The 18,362-nt window shown below is 58.1% G+C and carries 11 protein-coding genes; 3 read left to right on the top strand and 8 right to left on the bottom strand.

Annotated elements, in window-relative coordinates:
• Positions 1-333: 333 nt before the first annotated feature.
• Entirely contained in the window at positions 334-1,206 is an 873-nt protein-coding gene (locus HDG34_RS37990; RefSeq protein WP_184068984.1) for a LysR family transcriptional regulator, read from the bottom strand.
• 112 nt (positions 1,207-1,318) lie between these two features.
• Between HDG34_RS37990 and HDG34_RS37985 the strand changes: the two genes are divergently transcribed.
• Positions 1,319-2,716, top strand: coding sequence for an MFS transporter (locus HDG34_RS37985; protein WP_260321476.1), 1,398 nt, complete (start codon positions 1,319-1,321; stop codon positions 2,714-2,716).
• A 199-nt stretch (positions 2,717-2,915) separates the two neighbouring features.
• On the opposite strand, the gene HDG34_RS37980 is transcribed toward HDG34_RS37985, so the two are convergent.
• From HDG34_RS37980 to HDG34_RS37970, 3 genes are all read right to left on the bottom strand, one after another.
• Entirely contained in the window at positions 2,916-3,593 is a 678-nt protein-coding gene (locus HDG34_RS37980) for a carbonic anhydrase (RefSeq protein WP_184068978.1), read from the bottom strand.
• Positions 3,565-4,926: a DUF2254 domain-containing protein gene (locus HDG34_RS37975; protein ID WP_184068975.1), complete on the bottom strand. Its 1,362-nt coding sequence runs from the start codon at positions 4,924-4,926 to the stop codon at positions 3,565-3,567. Before HDG34_RS37975 ends, HDG34_RS37980 begins: the two co-directional genes overlap by 29 nt.
• A gap of 170 nt (positions 4,927-5,096) precedes the next feature.
• Positions 5,097-7,862 (bottom strand): MGH1-like glycoside hydrolase domain-containing protein, encoded by a 2,766-nt coding sequence (locus HDG34_RS37970; RefSeq protein ID WP_184068972.1) that lies wholly within the window; start codon positions 7,860-7,862, stop codon positions 5,097-5,099.
• 204 nt (positions 7,863-8,066) lie between these two features.
• On the opposite strand from HDG34_RS37970, the gene HDG34_RS37965 reads away from it, so the two are divergent.
• Positions 8,067-9,788: a dihydroxy-acid dehydratase gene (locus HDG34_RS37965; protein ID WP_184068968.1), complete on the top strand. Its 1,722-nt coding sequence runs from the start codon at positions 8,067-8,069 to the stop codon at positions 9,786-9,788.
• A 474-nt stretch (positions 9,789-10,262) separates the two neighbouring features.
• On the opposite strand, the gene HDG34_RS40320 is transcribed toward HDG34_RS37965, so the two are convergent.
• From HDG34_RS40320 to HDG34_RS37955, 3 genes are all read right to left on the bottom strand, one after another.
• Positions 10,263-10,775 carry a DUF2971 domain-containing protein gene (locus HDG34_RS40320; protein WP_409259763.1) on the bottom strand — a complete coding sequence of 171 codons (513 nt, stop codon included), beginning with the start codon at positions 10,773-10,775 and terminating at the stop codon, positions 10,263-10,265.
• Between the two features lie 489 nt (positions 10,776-11,264).
• The gene (locus HDG34_RS37960; RefSeq protein ID WP_184068965.1) at positions 11,265-14,084 is read right to left on the bottom strand and encodes an NACHT domain-containing NTPase; all 2,820 of its coding nucleotides are present in this window, start codon (positions 14,082-14,084) and stop codon (positions 11,265-11,267) included.
• 1,173 nt (positions 14,085-15,257) lie between these two features.
• Positions 15,258-16,181: a LysR family transcriptional regulator gene (locus tag HDG34_RS37955; protein ID WP_184068963.1), complete on the bottom strand. Its 924-nt coding sequence runs from the start codon at positions 16,179-16,181 to the stop codon at positions 15,258-15,260.
• Positions 16,182-16,296: 115 nt separating this feature from the next.
• Between HDG34_RS37955 and HDG34_RS37950 the strand changes: the two genes are divergently transcribed.
• A complete protein-coding gene (locus HDG34_RS37950) occupies positions 16,297-17,175 on the top strand; it encodes an NmrA family NAD(P)-binding protein (protein WP_184068960.1) in 879 nt (292 codons plus the stop codon).
• Between the two features lie 209 nt (positions 17,176-17,384).
• Here HDG34_RS37950 and HDG34_RS37945 read toward each other — a convergent pair whose 3' ends face one another.
• Entirely contained in the window at positions 17,385-18,188 is an 804-nt protein-coding gene (locus tag HDG34_RS37945; RefSeq protein WP_184068958.1) for a hypothetical protein, read from the bottom strand.
• Positions 18,189-18,362 lie beyond the last annotated feature (174 nt).

Below are 18,362 nucleotides of genomic sequence, written 5' to 3'. Positions count from 1 at the left end.
CCAGGCGTATGTGGCTCGGCACACTTCGGTGCGCAACCCACGATACCCGAGACGGGCCCCTGCGGTCTTCACTCAGCAGCGACCATTATGTCTAGACGACGTCCCCGCCGCTTTCCACGACGACCTCACTGTTATATCCGGGAAAGAATTCCTCGAGCACCGCGCTGCCGCGGGCAAGAAGCCCATGAGTGTGACGACCCCGCGGGACGCCTTTGCGCCAGGTGTCCGCTGCCGGAATCGCATCGCGTTCGAGCACGCTCACGGTGGCATGGGCTATCTGCCGTGCCAGCCGTACTATTTCGATCGTAGGCGGCGGCCCTTGGCATCCGCCGTCTAACCGCTTCTCGTAAAGGCGGAATGTTCCGCCACGATTTTCAGCAGAAAGTCCATCACTGCCCGTACTTGCGGCGAACGCCGCAAATCCCGATGCACAGCCATCCAGATATCACGCGAAAACCGTTCGCCGTCGTATGCGACGCGTTGTAGATTCGCATCGGTATCTGCCAGGAAGCACGGGAGGCCAGCCACGCCGGCGCCTGCTCGGGTCGCTGCAAGGTGGCCCGTGATATCGCTGATTTCGCAAGCAATGGGTCGCCCTCTTGCAACGCTCATCAACCACTTCTGCTGCGGCATGTCCGCGAATCCGGCATCGTAGACGATGAACTCCCATGCAGATGGATTGTGCAGGTGCGGATAGTCCCTGCTCGCGTATAGGTCGAACGGCATACGCCCTAGCTTGCGTACGACGCTGGTCGCTTCCTCCGGACGAACCAGCCTTAAGGCGATATCCGCCTCCCTTCGGCTAAGGGAAACCTGTCGTGCCTGGCCAGAAACAGACAACTGGACGCCGGGATTTGCAAGCCGGAATTCCGCCAGATGCTTCACCAGAAAACTGGCCACTAGTACCGGCGGTGCGCTCAGCGTGACTTTGCCGCTCAGCGGGGATAGGCTGGCATCAAGGAACCGTTCAATCGCGTACGCGTTCTCTTCCATTCCCTGCGCGAGTTCGAACACGCGCTGCCCAGCGAGAGTGAGTTTGCAGGCCCTGGGGAGCCGTTCGACAAGGCGCGTCTTGACCTCGTCCTCGAGTGCGCTCAAGCGTCGGCTCACCGTCGCGTGATCAACCTTCAGATCACGCGCGGCTCCTGACAACGTACCGATGCGGGCGACAGCCAGGAAATGACGAATATTTTCCCAATCGAACATCTGTGCAATTTCTCAAGGATAGTGTGCGGTTTTGGGGAATATTCGCACAAAGGTGACATGCCTACCATGAGACTCGTTCAGTCGATAAGGGTCATTCCAGATGAGCATGTCTATGAGCCGCGATCAACGCGGCACTCTCGCCGCCGCAGGGCTGGGCTTTGTCGTTGTTTTGCTTGATGTCAGCGTTGTCAATGTCGCTCTTGACGCCTTGCGAGCCCGTTTCACCACGGACGTGACCGGCCTGCAATGGGTTGTCAACGCGTACACGCTGGCATTCGCGTCGCTGCTTCTCACCACGGGCGCCTTAGGTGATCGCTTCGGCGCAAAGCGAATCTTCACTGCGGGATTCGCCGTCTTTACTGTGGCATCGATTGCATGTGGGATCGCGTACTCGTTGCCGATTCTTGTGGCTGCACGCGTCGTACAGGGCATGGGCGCCGCGCTGTTGGTGCCCAATTCGCTGGCCATGCTGCGCCAGGCGTTCCCTGATACGGAGCAGAGAAGCCGAGCGGTGGGCTGGTGGGGTGCTGCAGGCGGAATTGCACTTGCAGCAGGACCTGTGCTAGGTGGGCTGCTGGTGACTCACGTGGGCTGGCGCAGCATTTTTCTGATTAACCTGCCGATCGGAATTGCAGGCGTGAGCCTTACTCTCCGTCATGCGGCGACAGCCGCACGGGCGCATAGCCGAAGCATTGACCTTGCCGGCCAGGTGGCGGCCATTCTGGCGCTCGTCGCTCTGACCGTGTGCCTCACGGAAGCGGCCCGGTTTGGATGGCATCATCCGTTGGTCTATGGTGCGCTACTGTTCTCAATTGTTGCCACCTTGGCGTTTCTGTGGCTTGAGTCACGCCGTACGGAACCCATGCTCCCATTGGCTCTTTTTCGAACGACTACGTTCTCTGCGGCCTCGGCCGCCGGCGTCATCGTGAACTTTGCCTACTACGGTTTGATCTTTGTTTTTAGTCTCTTCTTTCAGATAGAGCAGCAGTTATCAGCTCAGTGGACCGGCCTCGCGTTTTTGCCCATGACCGTCGTTCTGATGGCAGTGAATATCCTGGCGGGTCGGCTGCTCAACCGCGTCGGCGCAAAGAAACTCATGATTGCCGGCATGCTGATTGCCGCGTCGGGTTATCTGCTGCTGTTGCCGATTCGCATAGACGGCTCGTACTGGATGCTGGTCGTGCCAATGCTCATAGCCGCAAGCGGCATTGCCTTAATGGTGCCGACCATGACAAACGTCACGCTGTCATCCGTGGATGCTTCCCGCTCGGGTATCCCGTCAGGAGTGCTCAACTCGGCGAGGCAGGTAGGCGGCATGCTCGGGGTGGCGGTGTTCGGGTTTTTCGTACGCGATACCCGTCCTGATGCATTTATGCAAGGTATGCATCTTTCCATCATGACCGCTGCGGTGCTCCTGCTGTGCGGCAGCGTGATGTGCCTGTACGGAATCAGAACGCCACGGCCCGTGCACATTGAGAACACTTCCAGGATTCTGGCCTCTGACAGATAAGACCCGATTCTTCAGGTGTGCAGTCGCGCGTTAACCGCAATGGCTCATGTATGCCTGTAAGCAGACACGCTGGATCTTAGCTGAATGCCCGTTGACGGCCGGAGCGAACATTGAAACAGAACTTGCCGTCTGCATCGCGACGCAGGGATTGCATTGGTCGCTAGCGACATGCCGGTCCCGTCGCGGGCTTCGCAACCCGTCACCTCGCCCGTGCGGCAAGGCGCGCAATCATCCGATCAGCCATTGTGCGATCGATGACTGCGAATGAGCGGCTCGTGCGCTCATAGGCATACATGGCGCCCGTCGCGATGTCGAACCACCAGCCGCTCAATACGAGCGCCCCGGCAGTGACTTGCTGGCGGACGATCGGGTAGGTCATCAGGTGCTCGAGTTGCACGAGTACGTTGAGTTGCGACAATTGATCGTGCGCTTTCAAACTGTCGTCGAGCGGACCTTCCTGTTCGAGGCGAAACGCTGCGTTGTTGGCGTGGCATAGCCATTTATCGAGGTTTGGCGATTTCATCTTGGCGTTCCTGGAGAACACGGCCTTCATCGCGCCGCACTCCGAATGTCCACACACGACAATATTCGCGACTTTCAACACCAGCACGGCATATTCGATCGCGCTTGCCTCGGAAAGATCTCCGGTAGAGACGCCCTCCGCAGTCGCCGGTGGTATCAGATTGCCCACGTTGCGCATCGTAAAGAGATCGCCGGGATGGGTCGATGCAAGCAGATCCGGCACGACCCGGCTGTCCGAGCACGTTATGAAGAGCGCATCAGGTGTCTGCGCGAGCGCGAGTTTGCTGAACTGCTGCGCGTATTGCGGCAGCATTTTCTCCCGGAATTCAACGATGCCCATGATGAGTTTTCGCATGGTTTGCCTCTCTAAGGACGGGTTGCCTTGCTGTCGAGCTTTCCGAGCCTCCAAGCCCTTGCGAGTCGGGGATACGGGCCAGCGCCAGGTCCTCCGGAAATGGATGCTTCGAGCCGATCGCACGGTCCAGCAGGGTCAGCTCGACACGCAAGGCGTCGTGACGATGCTCCGGCAAGCACTGAAGGAGATTCTCTATCGCCGCGCGCTGACGCCGCGCGATCTGAAGGCTGCCCGCGCCGTACTGACGTATCTCGCGGAAACTGATATGCACGAAATCTTCCCAGTTTGGCGTTCGATAGATGACGCGCACAAGTCCGGACTTATCCGTCATCTCTTCGGAGTACAAAGACCGTTTTCCGACTACACGCAATAGCCGCTGCAACTGATCGATGGCCAACACGGCCGTAGTTGGATCGTTGATCGCAGCCGACAACGCTTTCAGCGCAATATCGACAAGGATGCGAAACGCGAACATAGGATCCTGTTCCATCGTGCGTTCAGTCCCGAAAGCAACCAGTGTACGCAGCCGGTTTTCATCGATTGCGTCAGAGTCTCCGTACAAGTAAAACAAGGGTTCGTCCACCGCGACAAAGTCGCCGACTTGCGGCACGAATTCGATAACCGAGTTAGTGCGCCTCGCCTTGGCGACAAGTCTTTCGAGATTCACGGCCAGAACGATGCCGGATGTACCGCTATGGCGAACAATGCGGCCAGGGACGCCTCGCTCGTGGTCAAGTCTCGGCGGGGTGGTCCGGCCCGTCGCTGGGTCGGGATAGACGCTTTCGATGACCGCGATCCCGTGCTCCCCAACCCGAGCCACGAGGCTTACTGGACGCAGGCATTTCGCCGCATAATCAATCAGGAAAAGGAATGCGACGACAGAAGCGAATCCGAATAGCGCTGCAATGAATACCTGAAGCTGGTGCACCTCGCTGTCACCCATCCAGCCCAGGGTTCTGTTGGCGAACAGAAGCGTGAATACGAACAATCCCGAGATGCTGCGGATCACGTTATCGCGCAGCAAGGTCGTCGCGATGATCCGCGGGGTATATTGACCGCCAGCGACCTGGATTGCGACGAGCAGCGAACCGAAGGTAAACACCAGAAACGCCAGGTCTGCGGAAACGATGTCGCCGACAAGTGACCGCGCTCCAGTCATGGACAGCGCAAAAAGGCCTGTTTTCGGATCGAGGATGTCGTGTCCGATCAGCCACCTTCCCAGCATTTCAGTGAGCGGCTTTACCACGGCATAGATCGCCACCGCGACGAGCGGTACCGTCCACAGTGAAGATCTGAGGTAACTCTTCAAGCTGTACCAGCGGTTCCAGTCCATGTTTGCGCTCTTCCTACGATTCATGCGGCAGCGGAGGCCGAAACGTTCGCGGTTCGCCTTTGACGATGCACGTGACCTTCAGGTCGGTCAATCAGACTTTGGTCCGATAGGTCGAGGACATAGAGTTTCGGGAATCGCGTCTCGACCGATTGCGGATTTTCGATGCCCGTCTATCGCGCCATCGCGGGCAGCGCGTCTTCGGCGACGGGCGCGCCTGCCGGCACGTTTTCGGCAGTGACATCGGCCGCCACGTGGGCCAGCTTCATCAGACGCGGCTGAAGCAGCAGCGCGACGAGACCGCTCCAGCCGGTCTGGTGCGAAGCGCCGACGCCACGTCCGCTGTCGCCGTGAAAGTACTCGTGGAACAGCACGAGATCAGACGAGCGCGGGTCGGCCTGCAACTGCGGATAAGCCGCCATCACGGGCCGCACGCCGTGCTCGTCCTTGAGAAAGAGGGTAGTGACACGCCGCGCGAGACCGTCGGCGATCTCGCTGAGCGAGCACCGGTTGCCCGATCCCGTTGGATATTCGATGCGGAACTCGTCGCCGTAGTAGCGATGGAATTCATACAGCGATTCGATCAGCAGATAGTTGACGGGCATCCACACGGGCCCGCGCCAGTTCGAATTGCCGCCGAATACGCGCGAATCCGATTCGGCCGGCTGATACGCGATGCAGACATGCGCGCCGCCATGATCGAACTCGTACGGTGTATCGCGATGCACGCGTGACAGCGCGCGCACGCCGTGATCGGACAGAAATTCGTCTTCGTCGAGCGCGCGGCGCAGCAGTGCCGTCATCCGGTATCCGCGCAGTAGCGAGAGCAGCGTGGTGTTGCCTTTGCCGGGTTCGGTCCAACGCGATACGAGTTTGGCCAGATTGGGCCGGTGATCGAGAAACCACGCGAGCCGTTCTCGCAGGCCGGGCAGGTGGCCGTATATGCGTTCTTCGAGCACATGCACGGCGAACAACGGAATCAGGCCGACGATCGAGCGAACGCGCATCGGCACACGGGTTCCGTCTGGAAGATGCAGTACGTCATAAAAGAATTCGTCGTGACCGTCCCATAGCCCCGTTCTGCAACCTTCGCTGCAACCGACGGCTTCTGCGATATACAGGAAATGCTCGAAAAACTTCACCGCGATTTCGACGTACGCGTTGTTCGTCATCGCGAGTTCGAGTCCGATCTGCATCAGGTCGAGCGCATACGAGGCCATCCAGGCGGTGCCGTCCGCCTGGTCGATGCGGCCGCCGGTCGGCAGCGGGGAAGAGCGGTCGAAGATGCCGACGTTGTCTAGCCCGAGAAAGCCGCCCTGGAAGATGTTGCGGTCCTCTGCATCCTTGCGGTTGACCCACCACGAAAAGTTCAGCAGCAACTTGTGGAACATCACCTCGAGAAACTTGTGGTCACCGACGCCCGTGACTTCACGATCGAGTTCGTACACGCGCCACGTCGCCCATGCATGAACGGGCGGATTCGCGTCGCCGAATGCCCATTCGTAGGCGGGCAACTGCCCGTTCGGATGCATGTACCGTTCCTTCACGAGCAACAGCAGCTGTTTCTTCGCGAAGTCGGGGTCCACCATCGCGAACGCGGCCGCATGAAACGCGAGATCCCAGGACGCGTACCACGGGTACTCCCACTTGTCCGGCATCGAAACGACGTCGCCGTTGCACATATGCCGCCAGTCGGCATTGCGCCCGTGCCGGCGTCCTTTCGGCGGCTTCGGCTGACCGGGGTCGCCGTCGTGCCAGCGCGTCACGTCGAACTGGTAATACTGCTTTGTCCATAACATGCCGGCGAGCGCCTGGCGTTGCACGAGCCGCGCGTCGGCGTCGCTGATGTCGTGCTGGAGCGCGGCGTAGAACTCATCGGCCTCCGCGATCCGGCGCGCGAACAGCGCTTCGAAGTCGAGCGGCGCGTCGTCGCGCGTGATGCCCGATAGTGCCGCCGGACGCCAGCGCAGATACAGCACCGCGCGCTCGTGCGGCGCGAGCGACAGGGCCAGATGCGCGGCGGCGCGGGTGCCTGCGTCGCGGCGTATCGCGTGCTCCTCGCCATCGACGAGGTAATCGTTGAAGCCATCCTTGAACGGGCCTGCGCCGGCGATGCCGAAAAGGCGGCGGACGTTGGTTTCGTTTTCGCAGAACAGCCATTCGATCGGCTGCGGCGCCGAGGCCGTGACGATCATCGTGCCCAGCGCGGGATTGTGCGCGATCACGCGCGCGCCCTCCGCGGACTCCGGCTCGAGCGTGAGCGACGGCTTGCCGGGCTTGCCTGACCACGCCCAGCGGTTGCGCGCCCAGAAGAGCGGCAGCACATTGAGTGGCGCGTGCTGATCCGCGCGATTTTCGACGGTTACGCGCATCACGATGTCGTCGGGTGTGTGCTTCGCGTACTCGATCCAGACGTCGAAATAGCGATCGTTGTCGAACACGCCCGTATCGAGGATTTCGTATTCGGGCTGATCGGCGCCGCGCCGGCCGTTTTCCTCGATCAGGTCCTGATACGGGTATGCATCGTGGGGGTATTTGTACAGCATCTTCATGTACGAGTGCGTCGGCGTGCCATCGACATAGAAGTAAAGTTCCTTCACGTCCTCGCCGTGATTGCCTTGCGCATTGGTCAAGCCAAACAGCCGCTCCTTCAGGATGGGGTCGCGCCCGTTCCAGAGCGCGAGCGACACGCACCAGTCGAGTGGGTCGTTGCCGAATCCGGCAATGCCGTCCTCGCCCCAGCGGTACATGCGGCTGCGCGCATGCTCGTGGGGGAAATACTCCCATGCGGTTCCGTAGTCGCTGTAGTCTTCGCGAACGGTGCCCCACTGCCGGTCACTCAGATAAGGCCCCCAGCGGCGCCAGCAGTCGAGGTCCTGGCCATGCAGACGGAACCCTTCCTTCGAATGGAGCAGATCGTTTGCGCGTAGCGATGACATGTGACCTCCCAAACCGGGATCGACCGTCGAACACGTTCAGTGCGTGAGTCCCCGCCCATCCCGTCACGCGTGCGGCGCCGGGCGGTATCTGGATGATAGGCGTCGTTTAGACTTATCGAGGTCGGAGGCCGCCTCGCTCCTGGTTTCATCTGACGTTTTCTTTCGCTATATCCGCGCTGCATCGCTGATCGTAAGGAACTGGAAATGAATCAAAAACCGCGTGGCCTCGACAATGGCCTGACGAACTACGGTGATCAAGATTTCGCGCGCTATCTGCGCCGGTCGTTTGCCAATTCGATGGGCTACACCGGTGAATCGCTCGACAAGCCGATCGTCGGGATCTGCACCTCGGAGAGCGGTTTCAATAACTGCCATCGCCACTTTCCCGAAATGATCAAGGCGGTCGAACGCGGCGTGCTCGCGGCTGGCGCATTGCCGGTCGTATTTCCGGTGATGTCGCTTGGCGAGGTCTTCCTTTCGCCGACTTCGCTGGTCTATCGCAATCTGATGGCGATGGCCGTCGAGGAAATGATTCGTGCCCAGCCGATGGATGCGGTGGTGATGCTCGGCGGATGCGACAAAACCGTGCCGGCGATGTTGATGGGCGCGATCTCCGCTGAGCGGCCCGCCGCAATGGTGGTGGCCGGTCCGATGATGACCGGGCGACATCGCGGCGAGCGGCTTGGCGCGTGCACGGACTGCCGGCGCTTCTGGTCGAATTTCCGCGCGGGGAAAGTCTCGGCGCAGGAGATCAGGCAAGTGGAGGGGCGTCTGGCCGTCACGGCGGGAACGTGTGCGGTCATGGGCACGGCGTCAACCATGGCGCTGATCGCGGAAACGCTGGGCATGATGCTGCCCGGTTCGGCGGCGATTCCGGCCGTGCACGCGGATCGTCTGCGCAATTGCGAAGAAACCGGAGCGCTGGTTGCGCGCATGGCCCTCAATGGCGGACCGAAACCGGCCGAGATCGTGACGCCCGCGTCGGTGCGCAATGCCTTGCGCGTGCTGCTCGCGGTCTCCGGTTCGACCAACGCCGTGATTCATCTGGCGGCGATTGCCGGTCGTATCGGACTGAAGATCGATTACGACGAGTTCAACCGGCTGTCTGATGAAACGCCCGTACTCGTGGATCTCAAGCCGGTAGGCAACGGTTACATGGAGGATTTCCATGCAGCCGGCGGGCTGGAGGGCGTTCTGCGCGGACTGATGCCCCGACTCGATCTGACTTGTTGCGATATCGCCGGGCAGAGTATCGAGGAGCGTTTGAACAAGCCGCTTGCCGATCCGATCGATACGGCCGTGATCCGCTCGACGGAGAAACCGGTCAGTCCCGATGGCGGGCTGATTGTTCTAAACGGGAGTCTGGCGCCCGGCGGTGCGGTTCTGAAGCGCGCCGCCGCTACTCCCGAACTGCTCGAACACGAAGGGCGTGCCGTGGTATTTACCTCGCTCGAAGATCTGGCCGCGCGCATCGACGACCCGGGTCTGGACGTTCGCGCGGACGACGTTCTCGTATTGCAGAACGCGGGGCCGCGCAGTGCTTCAGGCATGCCCGAGGCCGGCTATCTGCCGATCCCGCAGAAACTTGCACGGGCGGGGGTGAAGGACATGGTGAGGATTTCAGATGCGCGCATGTCGGGCACGGCGTACGGGACCATCGTGCTTCACGTGACGCCAGAAGCGGCGCTCGGTGGCCCGCTGGCGCTGGTGCGCAACGGCGATCGGATCCGGCTCTCGGCGCGGGACAAGCGGATCGATCTACTGGTCGACGAGGTCGAGCTGGCGCGTCGTGCCGCTGAGATTCGTCCGGCGGAAGGGATGTATGCGCGCGGTTACCAGCGGTTCTATCACGATCACGTGCTCTCTGCCGCGGCAGGGTGCGACTTTGATTTTCTCACCGCGTTTCCTTCCGAAGAGCTTAAGTAGCGGGTGCTTTTTCAACTCCCTGACCGAAGTGCCCGCGCGACTCGATCTGATCGGCGCCTGATCAAGCGCAAACGACGAAGAGTTCATCCCTCACCGGAGGTGTCGTCGAAGATTGCGGATTGCCTGGGCCGCAGTGTTTCGAGGCGACCCAGCAGATCACCGGGGGAAAAGAAGCGAAATGTAGGGGGTATCGGGTCCCGCTGGGTTGCGGACTACGAGCCGGTTCAACCGACCATCCGCCGCAGCCTGTTCGATGGCGACGCCATCGTCGAGTGTCGACCCGTTGCCGACATTCGCGTGGTAGCCATCGCCGATGGCCGTTCTCGGAACCTCAACGGCCATTGCAATAGGAGCGCCAGGCGGCCATGTCACGAAAATTCGTGTCCGAATTAACGGATCGCGCAATGCTAATCCCTGAACCTTTGCTGAAAACGCCAGCGAACTCCGCGTTGCCTGTGGCGATGCTCTGATTTTCTATAGCAGACCATCGCGCGGAAGTAGCGACTGCAACCGTGCAGGAAGCTTGAGAAGTGATGATTGTTGTACGGAGCCGGTAAATCCTAGACTCTCTCTTATATCGCGCTGCAGTGTTTCAACAATTTCTTTTGGTGCCCGTGGATCAATGTGAATTGACTTGATTAGCGCGTGCGGATCGACTGCGAATTTGAACGTACTCGGACTTGATATCCTCACCGCTCTGCTCGACCGCACGAAGAGCACACGCATCTCATCTTCGTGCCTGAAGGCAAGCCTCTTATTCAGCCAAGCCATTGCGACCGCTTCCATTTGATCGGCTCCCCTCTTGCCGACTGCTTGCATAAGTCTATGGGCGACGCGCTCTAGGTCTGCGTCCCTGCGGTAATTGACCTCCCCGAACCACATCTTGCCATTTACAAGTTCAGGGGCGGCCTCCGCTTGACGCTGTAGTTCGGCAAGACGAATTGTCACACGGACTCCCAGCCAGTTCCGCGAATAGATTGCCCACATGGCGTCAGAGCGAGCTTGGAACGTAAGGCAGCTTCCGAAAACCCGTGACTCAAGGTCCCTATGAGCAGGTTGATCTTGAAATACCAAACGTGACCAAAGCTTTTCGAAGGGATCTTCCCACAGGAACGGCGAAAGTAGTGTGTACTGCCTGTCCTGGAATAAGCGTACGAGGTGTTCAAACCGTAGGATTCGGTATAACGTCTGCCGAGGGCTACTTTCGACGCCCTGCCCATTTTCTACTGGAACACGCACGACCCTCATTTCTATCCTCGCCAGATTTTTGCGATGCTTTTATTGGCTAATATCTTTAGCATCACTTTAAATGTCGTTCGGAATGCCACAGAGTGTCGGGAATTGGTCTGCGGCCACGATGAACCTCGGTTTTGTGCACATCTGCGCCATCAATTCATCAATTGCCACGAACAACTCTCTTAAAACTTAAGACAGCACGGTCATTGGGGAAAACCCAAATACTTCGATCGTATCAAGTTAATGCTCGCTCTCACCATAACGATCAAGCTGGCCGTTGAACGGATCGTCTTCGTACTCCTCCTTAAACTCACCGGTATCAGACCACTGATCCAAACTTGCCTGATCGCGCAGTAAAGCTGTGAGCGTCTCCCTCTGGCTGGCTGGGCAAACATTGATCATTGCTTTTAGCGTAGCTCGAGCCCCGGCGACCTTTCCCACGTGTAGAATTCGTTCCTCGATGATCGAACCAATATCTTCTGTTTTCATCGCAGCTAAAACCAAAACACCTCGCCACCATGGGTCATCTAGGCGTTTGACAATTTCGCTATGCCGAGAAGTATATAACTCTTCCGAAACGAGGTATTCTTGGTAACTCAGATGCCCAAATCCCACCATACCTTCCGCATCCTCAACGAGGACATTGCAAGGCCGTTCAAGTTCCGCAAATGCTATAGGAAGTGCCTTTGAACGATATTTCTGCTTGAGCATTTCTTCTACATACTTAAAAATATGCTCCCTTCTTGCCGATCTCAACGAATGAGAATGGAGATAATAAGCTGCCTTTTTACTAACGTCTTCTAGACACTCTCTTCGCGAAGTGGTCCGTTTCACGTTTTTCCGTGCGTCGTATGCCGCCCATAGCAGTTCGAACCGTTCCTTGAAGAGCGCGTTTTTCGTCGAGGGCAGGGCAACTCCATTTTTCGCAAGCACGCACAAGATTGTACTCATGAGCGGAGTTTTTGCGACTGCAAGCATTCCGCGGTTGTTTGCCAGATGATCCAATACTTCACGCGCCAAAACTGGATCAGATGCAAGAAAATCAGCGACAAAACGCTTTACTTGCGCTGGTCTAAAGGGCAATAGTTCAATGCTGATGAAGCCTCTAACGGATAGCTCCGGAACGGAAAATCGAGATGAAGCGACAACCTGTAGCGTCGCTTTAGTTTTTCGGAGCTCGTCGATTGAGGACATGAGCCACGGGACTAAGCTGGACGCCTCGTCAAGTCCATCCAATATAATAGTTAGCTGTTCAGCCTCGTTAATCTTCTTTTTCAGATAGCCTGCGGTTATACCAGGTTGCGTGATTTTGAAAAGTCTGGCGATCTCAGTTACAAAATGATCTAGGGGATTAACCGCGGCGCCAGCTACCGTCGTAGGTGGAACAAGCTTGGCCAACGGCAAAAAGAGCACCTCTTCCCCGGTCGTCCTACGGGAAAAACGTCGCCGCGCATACATTTCCAGTGTGGTGGATTTTCCCGAACCAGCCCCTCCCATTACTACGAGATCAATGCCAGAATCAAGCAGCCCCAAGATAGGAGCGCCTAAAGGTCCGGCTACTTTCGCACTAGGGGCTGTCGGACTTAACATCCCCGACAAGGCTGGATTTCCATTGACTGCCTCTATTGCTAACAAGTATCGCTTCGTGTCGACCAACAATTCGGAAGCATATTGGCGAGATTTCTCAACCTGTGGCGATTTATATCGATTAACGAGTGATTTAATTTTCAATGAGAGTTGAAGGTCGAGAGATTTCTTTTCGAAAACAAGTTTATAATTTACCAATGATCGATATCGAATCGAAAAATCTCCAAAGCCATTAGTCTTATCATATAGATCTCGACACTGCCGCTCACGATCAACTAGTACGCGAATTATTTCAGGATCCGCACCATCATGAAGTAGTTTTTCTCGTCGTTCTGCCAGGGATCTGCGAACAGTGTCGAGCTTGGGATAAAGAAGATTCAGTATCTTTGCCAGTTCGTCCAGATCAGATATTGGGTTGTTACCTGCCATGATCTTGCGTGCCAAGAGCAAAAGTTTGTCGATAAGATCATTGACATTTTTGTCGGAGTCCGGGTCGATTTTCCTTGCTGTGGCAAGTCCTGCCTTCGTCAGTCGCGGTGTGGCAAAAAAAGGACTGCTATACTCGGCAAGTCCTTGAGCAGCACTGCCCCTTTTTCTTGTTGACTCAGGTAACTCTTCCGCTAGCTTGGCAAGCCAAGCTATTTTTTCCCGATCGCCCGGAGTTGCCCAGTTAATTGAATTTTGCGTTCTTTTCTTGATTTCTTTCCATACGGTCGCCGCCCCCGGCGCCGCGTCCAGATGTCGAGCCTCCAGAATATCAATCGGATCAAGTAGGAAGGGGCCAAGGCAGGATTCCAAATCTACAATTGCTTTCTTAACGCTTTGCCAATGCGTGACGTCGATATCGAACTTATCTTTACTGCCCGACCGTAGCAGAAGTGCTTGAGAAATCGTTATTGCCCCGATCGATGCATCCAGATCAGTAAAAATCGTTTCTATGTCAATCAGCTCACTGTTTAACGCATTTAGAAGTGGAATATTTGTTGGATTTGCCCTTAAAAACCCGACTGTGTCCAGTTTGGACTGCAATATCTGTTCTGCAACTTCGGGGCGATGCTTAAGTAGGCTTTTTGCAACTTTACTTCCTTGAATGACACGAAGGCCGCCTTGAATACATTTTTCGTATAAATCAAGGTTGGAGGTCAGGATATCGTGCGACGGGTCATCGGCCAAGATCAGAAGGGTTCCGTCCGGGCGGCGCACCGTGCCATCAAAGTCAGTAATCTTGTTTCCAATTGCCTGAAAGATTTGAACGAGCACCAACGGAAATCCATTTTTGTCCGAAGACGATTTCGTCAGTCGCTCAGATTTTACGACGGCCACAAACATCTTCTTTTCTTCGAAAGGTTCGGTTCTGTAGAAAATTAAGTCCTTCCCTACCTCATTTGGGCCGTGATGGAAATCAACTAACTCGTATCCTTCGCCTTCTAGAACGGGAATCACGACGCTGCGAACGTAGTCGGTCTCCATCATTTCGATGAATTTCCTGACTAAACGACCTTCGATTATATCAGTCGACTGTGATTCCGCATCTCGGCCGTGGTTCTTTTTCTCGTTCGACATATTCAAACCCAATAGATTGATCTAGGATGCCCGAAACCAAACCAATGTACTGTCCCTAATCTGTTCACCTATCGATCAGGGACCTCGCTGACTGCTGTCAACTCCAAACACCTTCCAGCGTCGATAATACGCCGGAGCGTCGTCCATAAAGCGAGGAAATTGATCGATTACCGCGACGAACCTCCGACGTTCTAGGCAGCAAAGTAGACGGGCAGTGCACTTTGCAATCGGAGAGCGACAGAATCGGCGTTTGCAAGTGCGTCAGTGGCGAGCCTTCTGCGAGCGTAGCCTGGTTGTATCAATGGAATGGGAGATGCCAGGATGCCCACGGAACCACCAAAATCCGAACTGGTGTTGATTGAAAAGGGGCGGCCGGAACTGACTTCGATTGCGCGGTCCCGCTCGATCCCGGCGGCGCTGGTGACAAGTGCGCGCATCGTGCTGGCTAATGCTGCCGGTTATCACTATAGGACCCGAAGAAGCACGCGGTTGTAACGAATATTGGCAGGGCGTCATAGTTGACAAGACCGGCTCGCTTGCTGGGTAGATCACGGAAGACCTCGAGGATGTCTCGCCCGCAAAATTGGCGTAGCACCTCGAAGTCCATAGCTTGAAGCTTGCGCGTTGGTCCGACAGATCGGGGACAAGCGTTGCAGAGGCTGAAAACGTTGCGCAATGTCATGAGCCATGGCGTCCGCGCGACTCCACTACGAACGAGATAGCGACTCGGCGGTTGATTGAAGGACGATTGATTACAGTGGCCGAAAGAGCAACGCAGCTTCGCGAATCGAATGGCCGATTGCTGGGGCGGACGTCTGAACGTCCGAACGACGATGCGCGCGAATGACGCTTCATGGCCGACTGCTGCCTGCTGGCGTTCAAGGCTGGATTGCGTCGCCGCCGAGGATCTGCATCAGAGTCTTCGCGTTACGCTGCCCCTGGTCCTCGTAATTTTTGTTCTCTACACCGACAACCGTTACCGGCGACAACGGCGGACCGTGAACGACCCGTTTGAGACACTCAATGTCGCCGAAAGCAGCCGCTCGACGGCTCGACCACGTCGCCGCGCTACCACAAAGAAAGCTAGCGGCGCGGAGAATCATTGGAGCTGCTAGCGCCACCCCATTTACGCTCCCGACCCGGCAACTCCTGCAGCATAGTCATGAACGCTCGCACCTTCGCGCTCAGAAGCCGGCGCGAATTGTAAAGGGCCCAGATTTCCACGGGCGAGCCCGCCTTTCCCCAACAGGCGAGTCTTCCTGTCGACACATCATGCTCAACCAGCAATCTGGGCAAGAGCGCCGCGCCTACGCCCTCGAGCACCGCGTCACGCACCATCAGCAACGAGGACAGCCGCAACACGGGCATCGGCCTGATCGCTATCGCACCACCGTCTTCCGTTCGCATGTGCCATAACGCGCCTGATGGTGCCGCGGCCGACACAACGGCCGGCACCTCCAACCCGGTTGCATCGGGTGCCGGTCTCGAAGGTATCGACATGCCCGGCGCCGCGACCACGAGGCGCTCGTCACCGAGGATGCGCCGTCCCACGAGCTGCTCGCCATGCGCCGGGTCGATACGGATAACGAGGTCGTAGCCGTCCTCCACCGGATCCACGATGCGGTCTTCTGCAATGACCTCAAGTTCGACCTGCGGATAGGCGAGCGCAAAGCGCGCAGCGATCCGGCACAGCACGACATGCGCGAAAACGACAGGCGCGCTGATGCGCAGCCGCCCGCGCGCCACCGGGGCGCGTGAGGCGAGCGCTTCACCCGCCTCCTGAATCTCAGCCATGAGCCCCCGCGTGCGTTCATGGAGTGCAACGCCCTCTTCTGTCAGACGCAGCCTGCGTGAGCCTCGCTCGATCAGCCTGACGCCGAGGCTTTCCTCGAGCTCGGCCACGCGCCGCGAGAGGGTGGCCTTGGGGCGGTCGAGCGCCCGGCTGGCGGGCCCAAAGCCACCGTGCAGTGCAACTGCATTGAAATCGCCGAGCGACGTCAAATCCATGATCGTTCCGTTTACGAGACGAAGTGTATGAATTCTGGCACTTTCGACTATTGAGCGAAACGACTATTGTTTGTCTCACGGGCGGACCCAGCCCATCCACTTCAAGGAGATACCCATGGCAGTCCTCGTTACAGGCAGCACGGGCGTGATCGGTAAGCAGGTTATCGAGCATCTGGGCGGCAGCGGTGCCGAGGTACGCGCGCTGACCCGCACACCGGAGAAAGCGCGATTTTCTGGTGGCGTCACCGCAGTGAAGGGCGACCTGTCCGACGTCGACGCGGTGCGGCAGGCGATGATCGGCGTCAGCACGTTGTTCCTGCTTGCGCCCAACGTCGCGGACGAGCTGACTCAGGCGGTACAGACCCTGAGCGTCGCACGGGAAGCGGGTGTGAAAGGCGTGGTTTATCTGTCGGTGTTCAAGGGCGCCGAATACGTCGACGTGCCGCACTTCACCGCCAAACATACGGTCGAGCGCATGATCGAACACCTCGACCTGCCGGTGACGGTGCTGCGCCCCGCGTATTTCATCCAGAACGACGTCCGGCAGAAAGACCCGCTGCTTTCGCACGGCGTCTACGGCATGCCAATTGGCGCGAAAGGCATTTCCATGGTCGACGTCCGTGATATCGGCGAGGCTGCCGCGCGCGAACTGCTGCGCCGCGAGCGTGGCTCAAACCCGCTGCCGCGCGAGACGTACGAACTCGTCGGTCCTGACGTGATCAATGCGCAGACCGTGGTTTCGATCTGGGCCGAGGCGCTGGGACGTCCCGTCCGCTACGGTGGCGACGATCTCAACGTCCTTGAGCAGCGCCTCAAGTCGGTTGCTCCTGCCTGGCTCGCATACGACATGCGACTCATGATGGGCCGGTATCAGCAGGACGGCGCGGTCGCGTCCAGCGCGGACGTCGAGTGTCTGGCGACGCTGCTGGGACGGCAACCGAGATCCTATCGGGACTTTGCCGTCGCCATGGCTGCGGCGTGGGCTAAGGACTGACCTGCCAGGATACGCGATCGCGACTTTCAGAGGCTGGCACGCGCGACGGGGGGCTTGACGGGGCCGACCCCTGCTCTCGGGTGTATTCCGCTGCTTATGAAGGCCGCGCGGATATCGACCCAGCGTGACACTCGTGGCTTCAGGGAGCGGACGTCCGTAAATCGTCTCCAGAAGCACGAACGATTCAACGCGTTTCCCGCCGACTTCAGTCAGGGCCTCGCATCCTCTGGCTTGGGGCTCCTGGCATCAGCAAAGCGGCTTTGTACCGCGACGAGTTGGTCGTCAGTGGTCGCCACCAGCCACAACCGTGCGTGCTCCGCGATTTGGCGGTTGTGGTCCTTCAATGGGCCCATTGCCGCGGCGGACTTCCAGACCACGGGGCCAATTCGGCTGCTCCTGCCCGACGGCGCACCCACCAGCAGGCAGTATGGCCCAAGAGGAAGCGAGACAAACGGAAGGGCCGGACTAGCGCGAACGCGCCAGTCGATGAACGGCGCCTCGCTGATGAGCAGGGGCGTGGGCAAGCCGTAAAGCACACTGAAATCGTACAGCGCCAATTGCTCGCGCATGCCCGCGTAGATACGTCGGATATCGTCGACAACCGCAGCGCGGATTTCATCCTCGAACATGGGTTCTTGCGCATAGCGTGCGGCGGCCTGCTGGGCGCTCAACTGATATGCGCTGAACAGGCCGAGTTCCATGCAGTCCTGCACTGCGCGCTGGACCTCCACGATAGTGCCTGCCTCCTCGGGCCTGCCTAACTGCGCTGCCCTCAAAAACCGGGCGAGCCCCGCCTCCTGGATCACAGGACCTTCCACAGGCGCATCGTCGTCAGCATCCTTGTCGAGCGGCACGTAAATGTATTCTTCGGCCGCGAAGCGCGACTTCTTGCCTTCGTCAAACTTGATTTCGCCATCGGTGCAGTCCAGATATCGGGTACCGATTCGGCCATGCTCCCAAACCCAATTCTTCAGGAGCGGACGTAGCGGATGCAGTCTGTCTTGATTAGCCATCGAAGCCTCCAGGTGCCCCAGTATAGATCCACATGACCGCTTGCTACGTTGGGGAGGGACATGGCATCAAATCTAACCAGTTGTTAGCGGCGGTGTAAAAGCGCCACCAGATGGCGGCGCAAGGTTGAATAAATGCGCCAACAACAGGGGGCGGTTACGGCCCGCTGTTGTTGG

The organism is Paraburkholderia sp. HC6.4b (genome assembly GCF_014200875.1).
In the GTDB taxonomy this organism is placed as follows: Bacteria; Pseudomonadota; Gammaproteobacteria; order Burkholderiales; family Burkholderiaceae; genus Paraburkholderia; species Paraburkholderia tuberum.
Note: the sequence above shows the minus strand (reverse complement) of the source record. Positions and strands in the feature narration are given on the sequence as shown.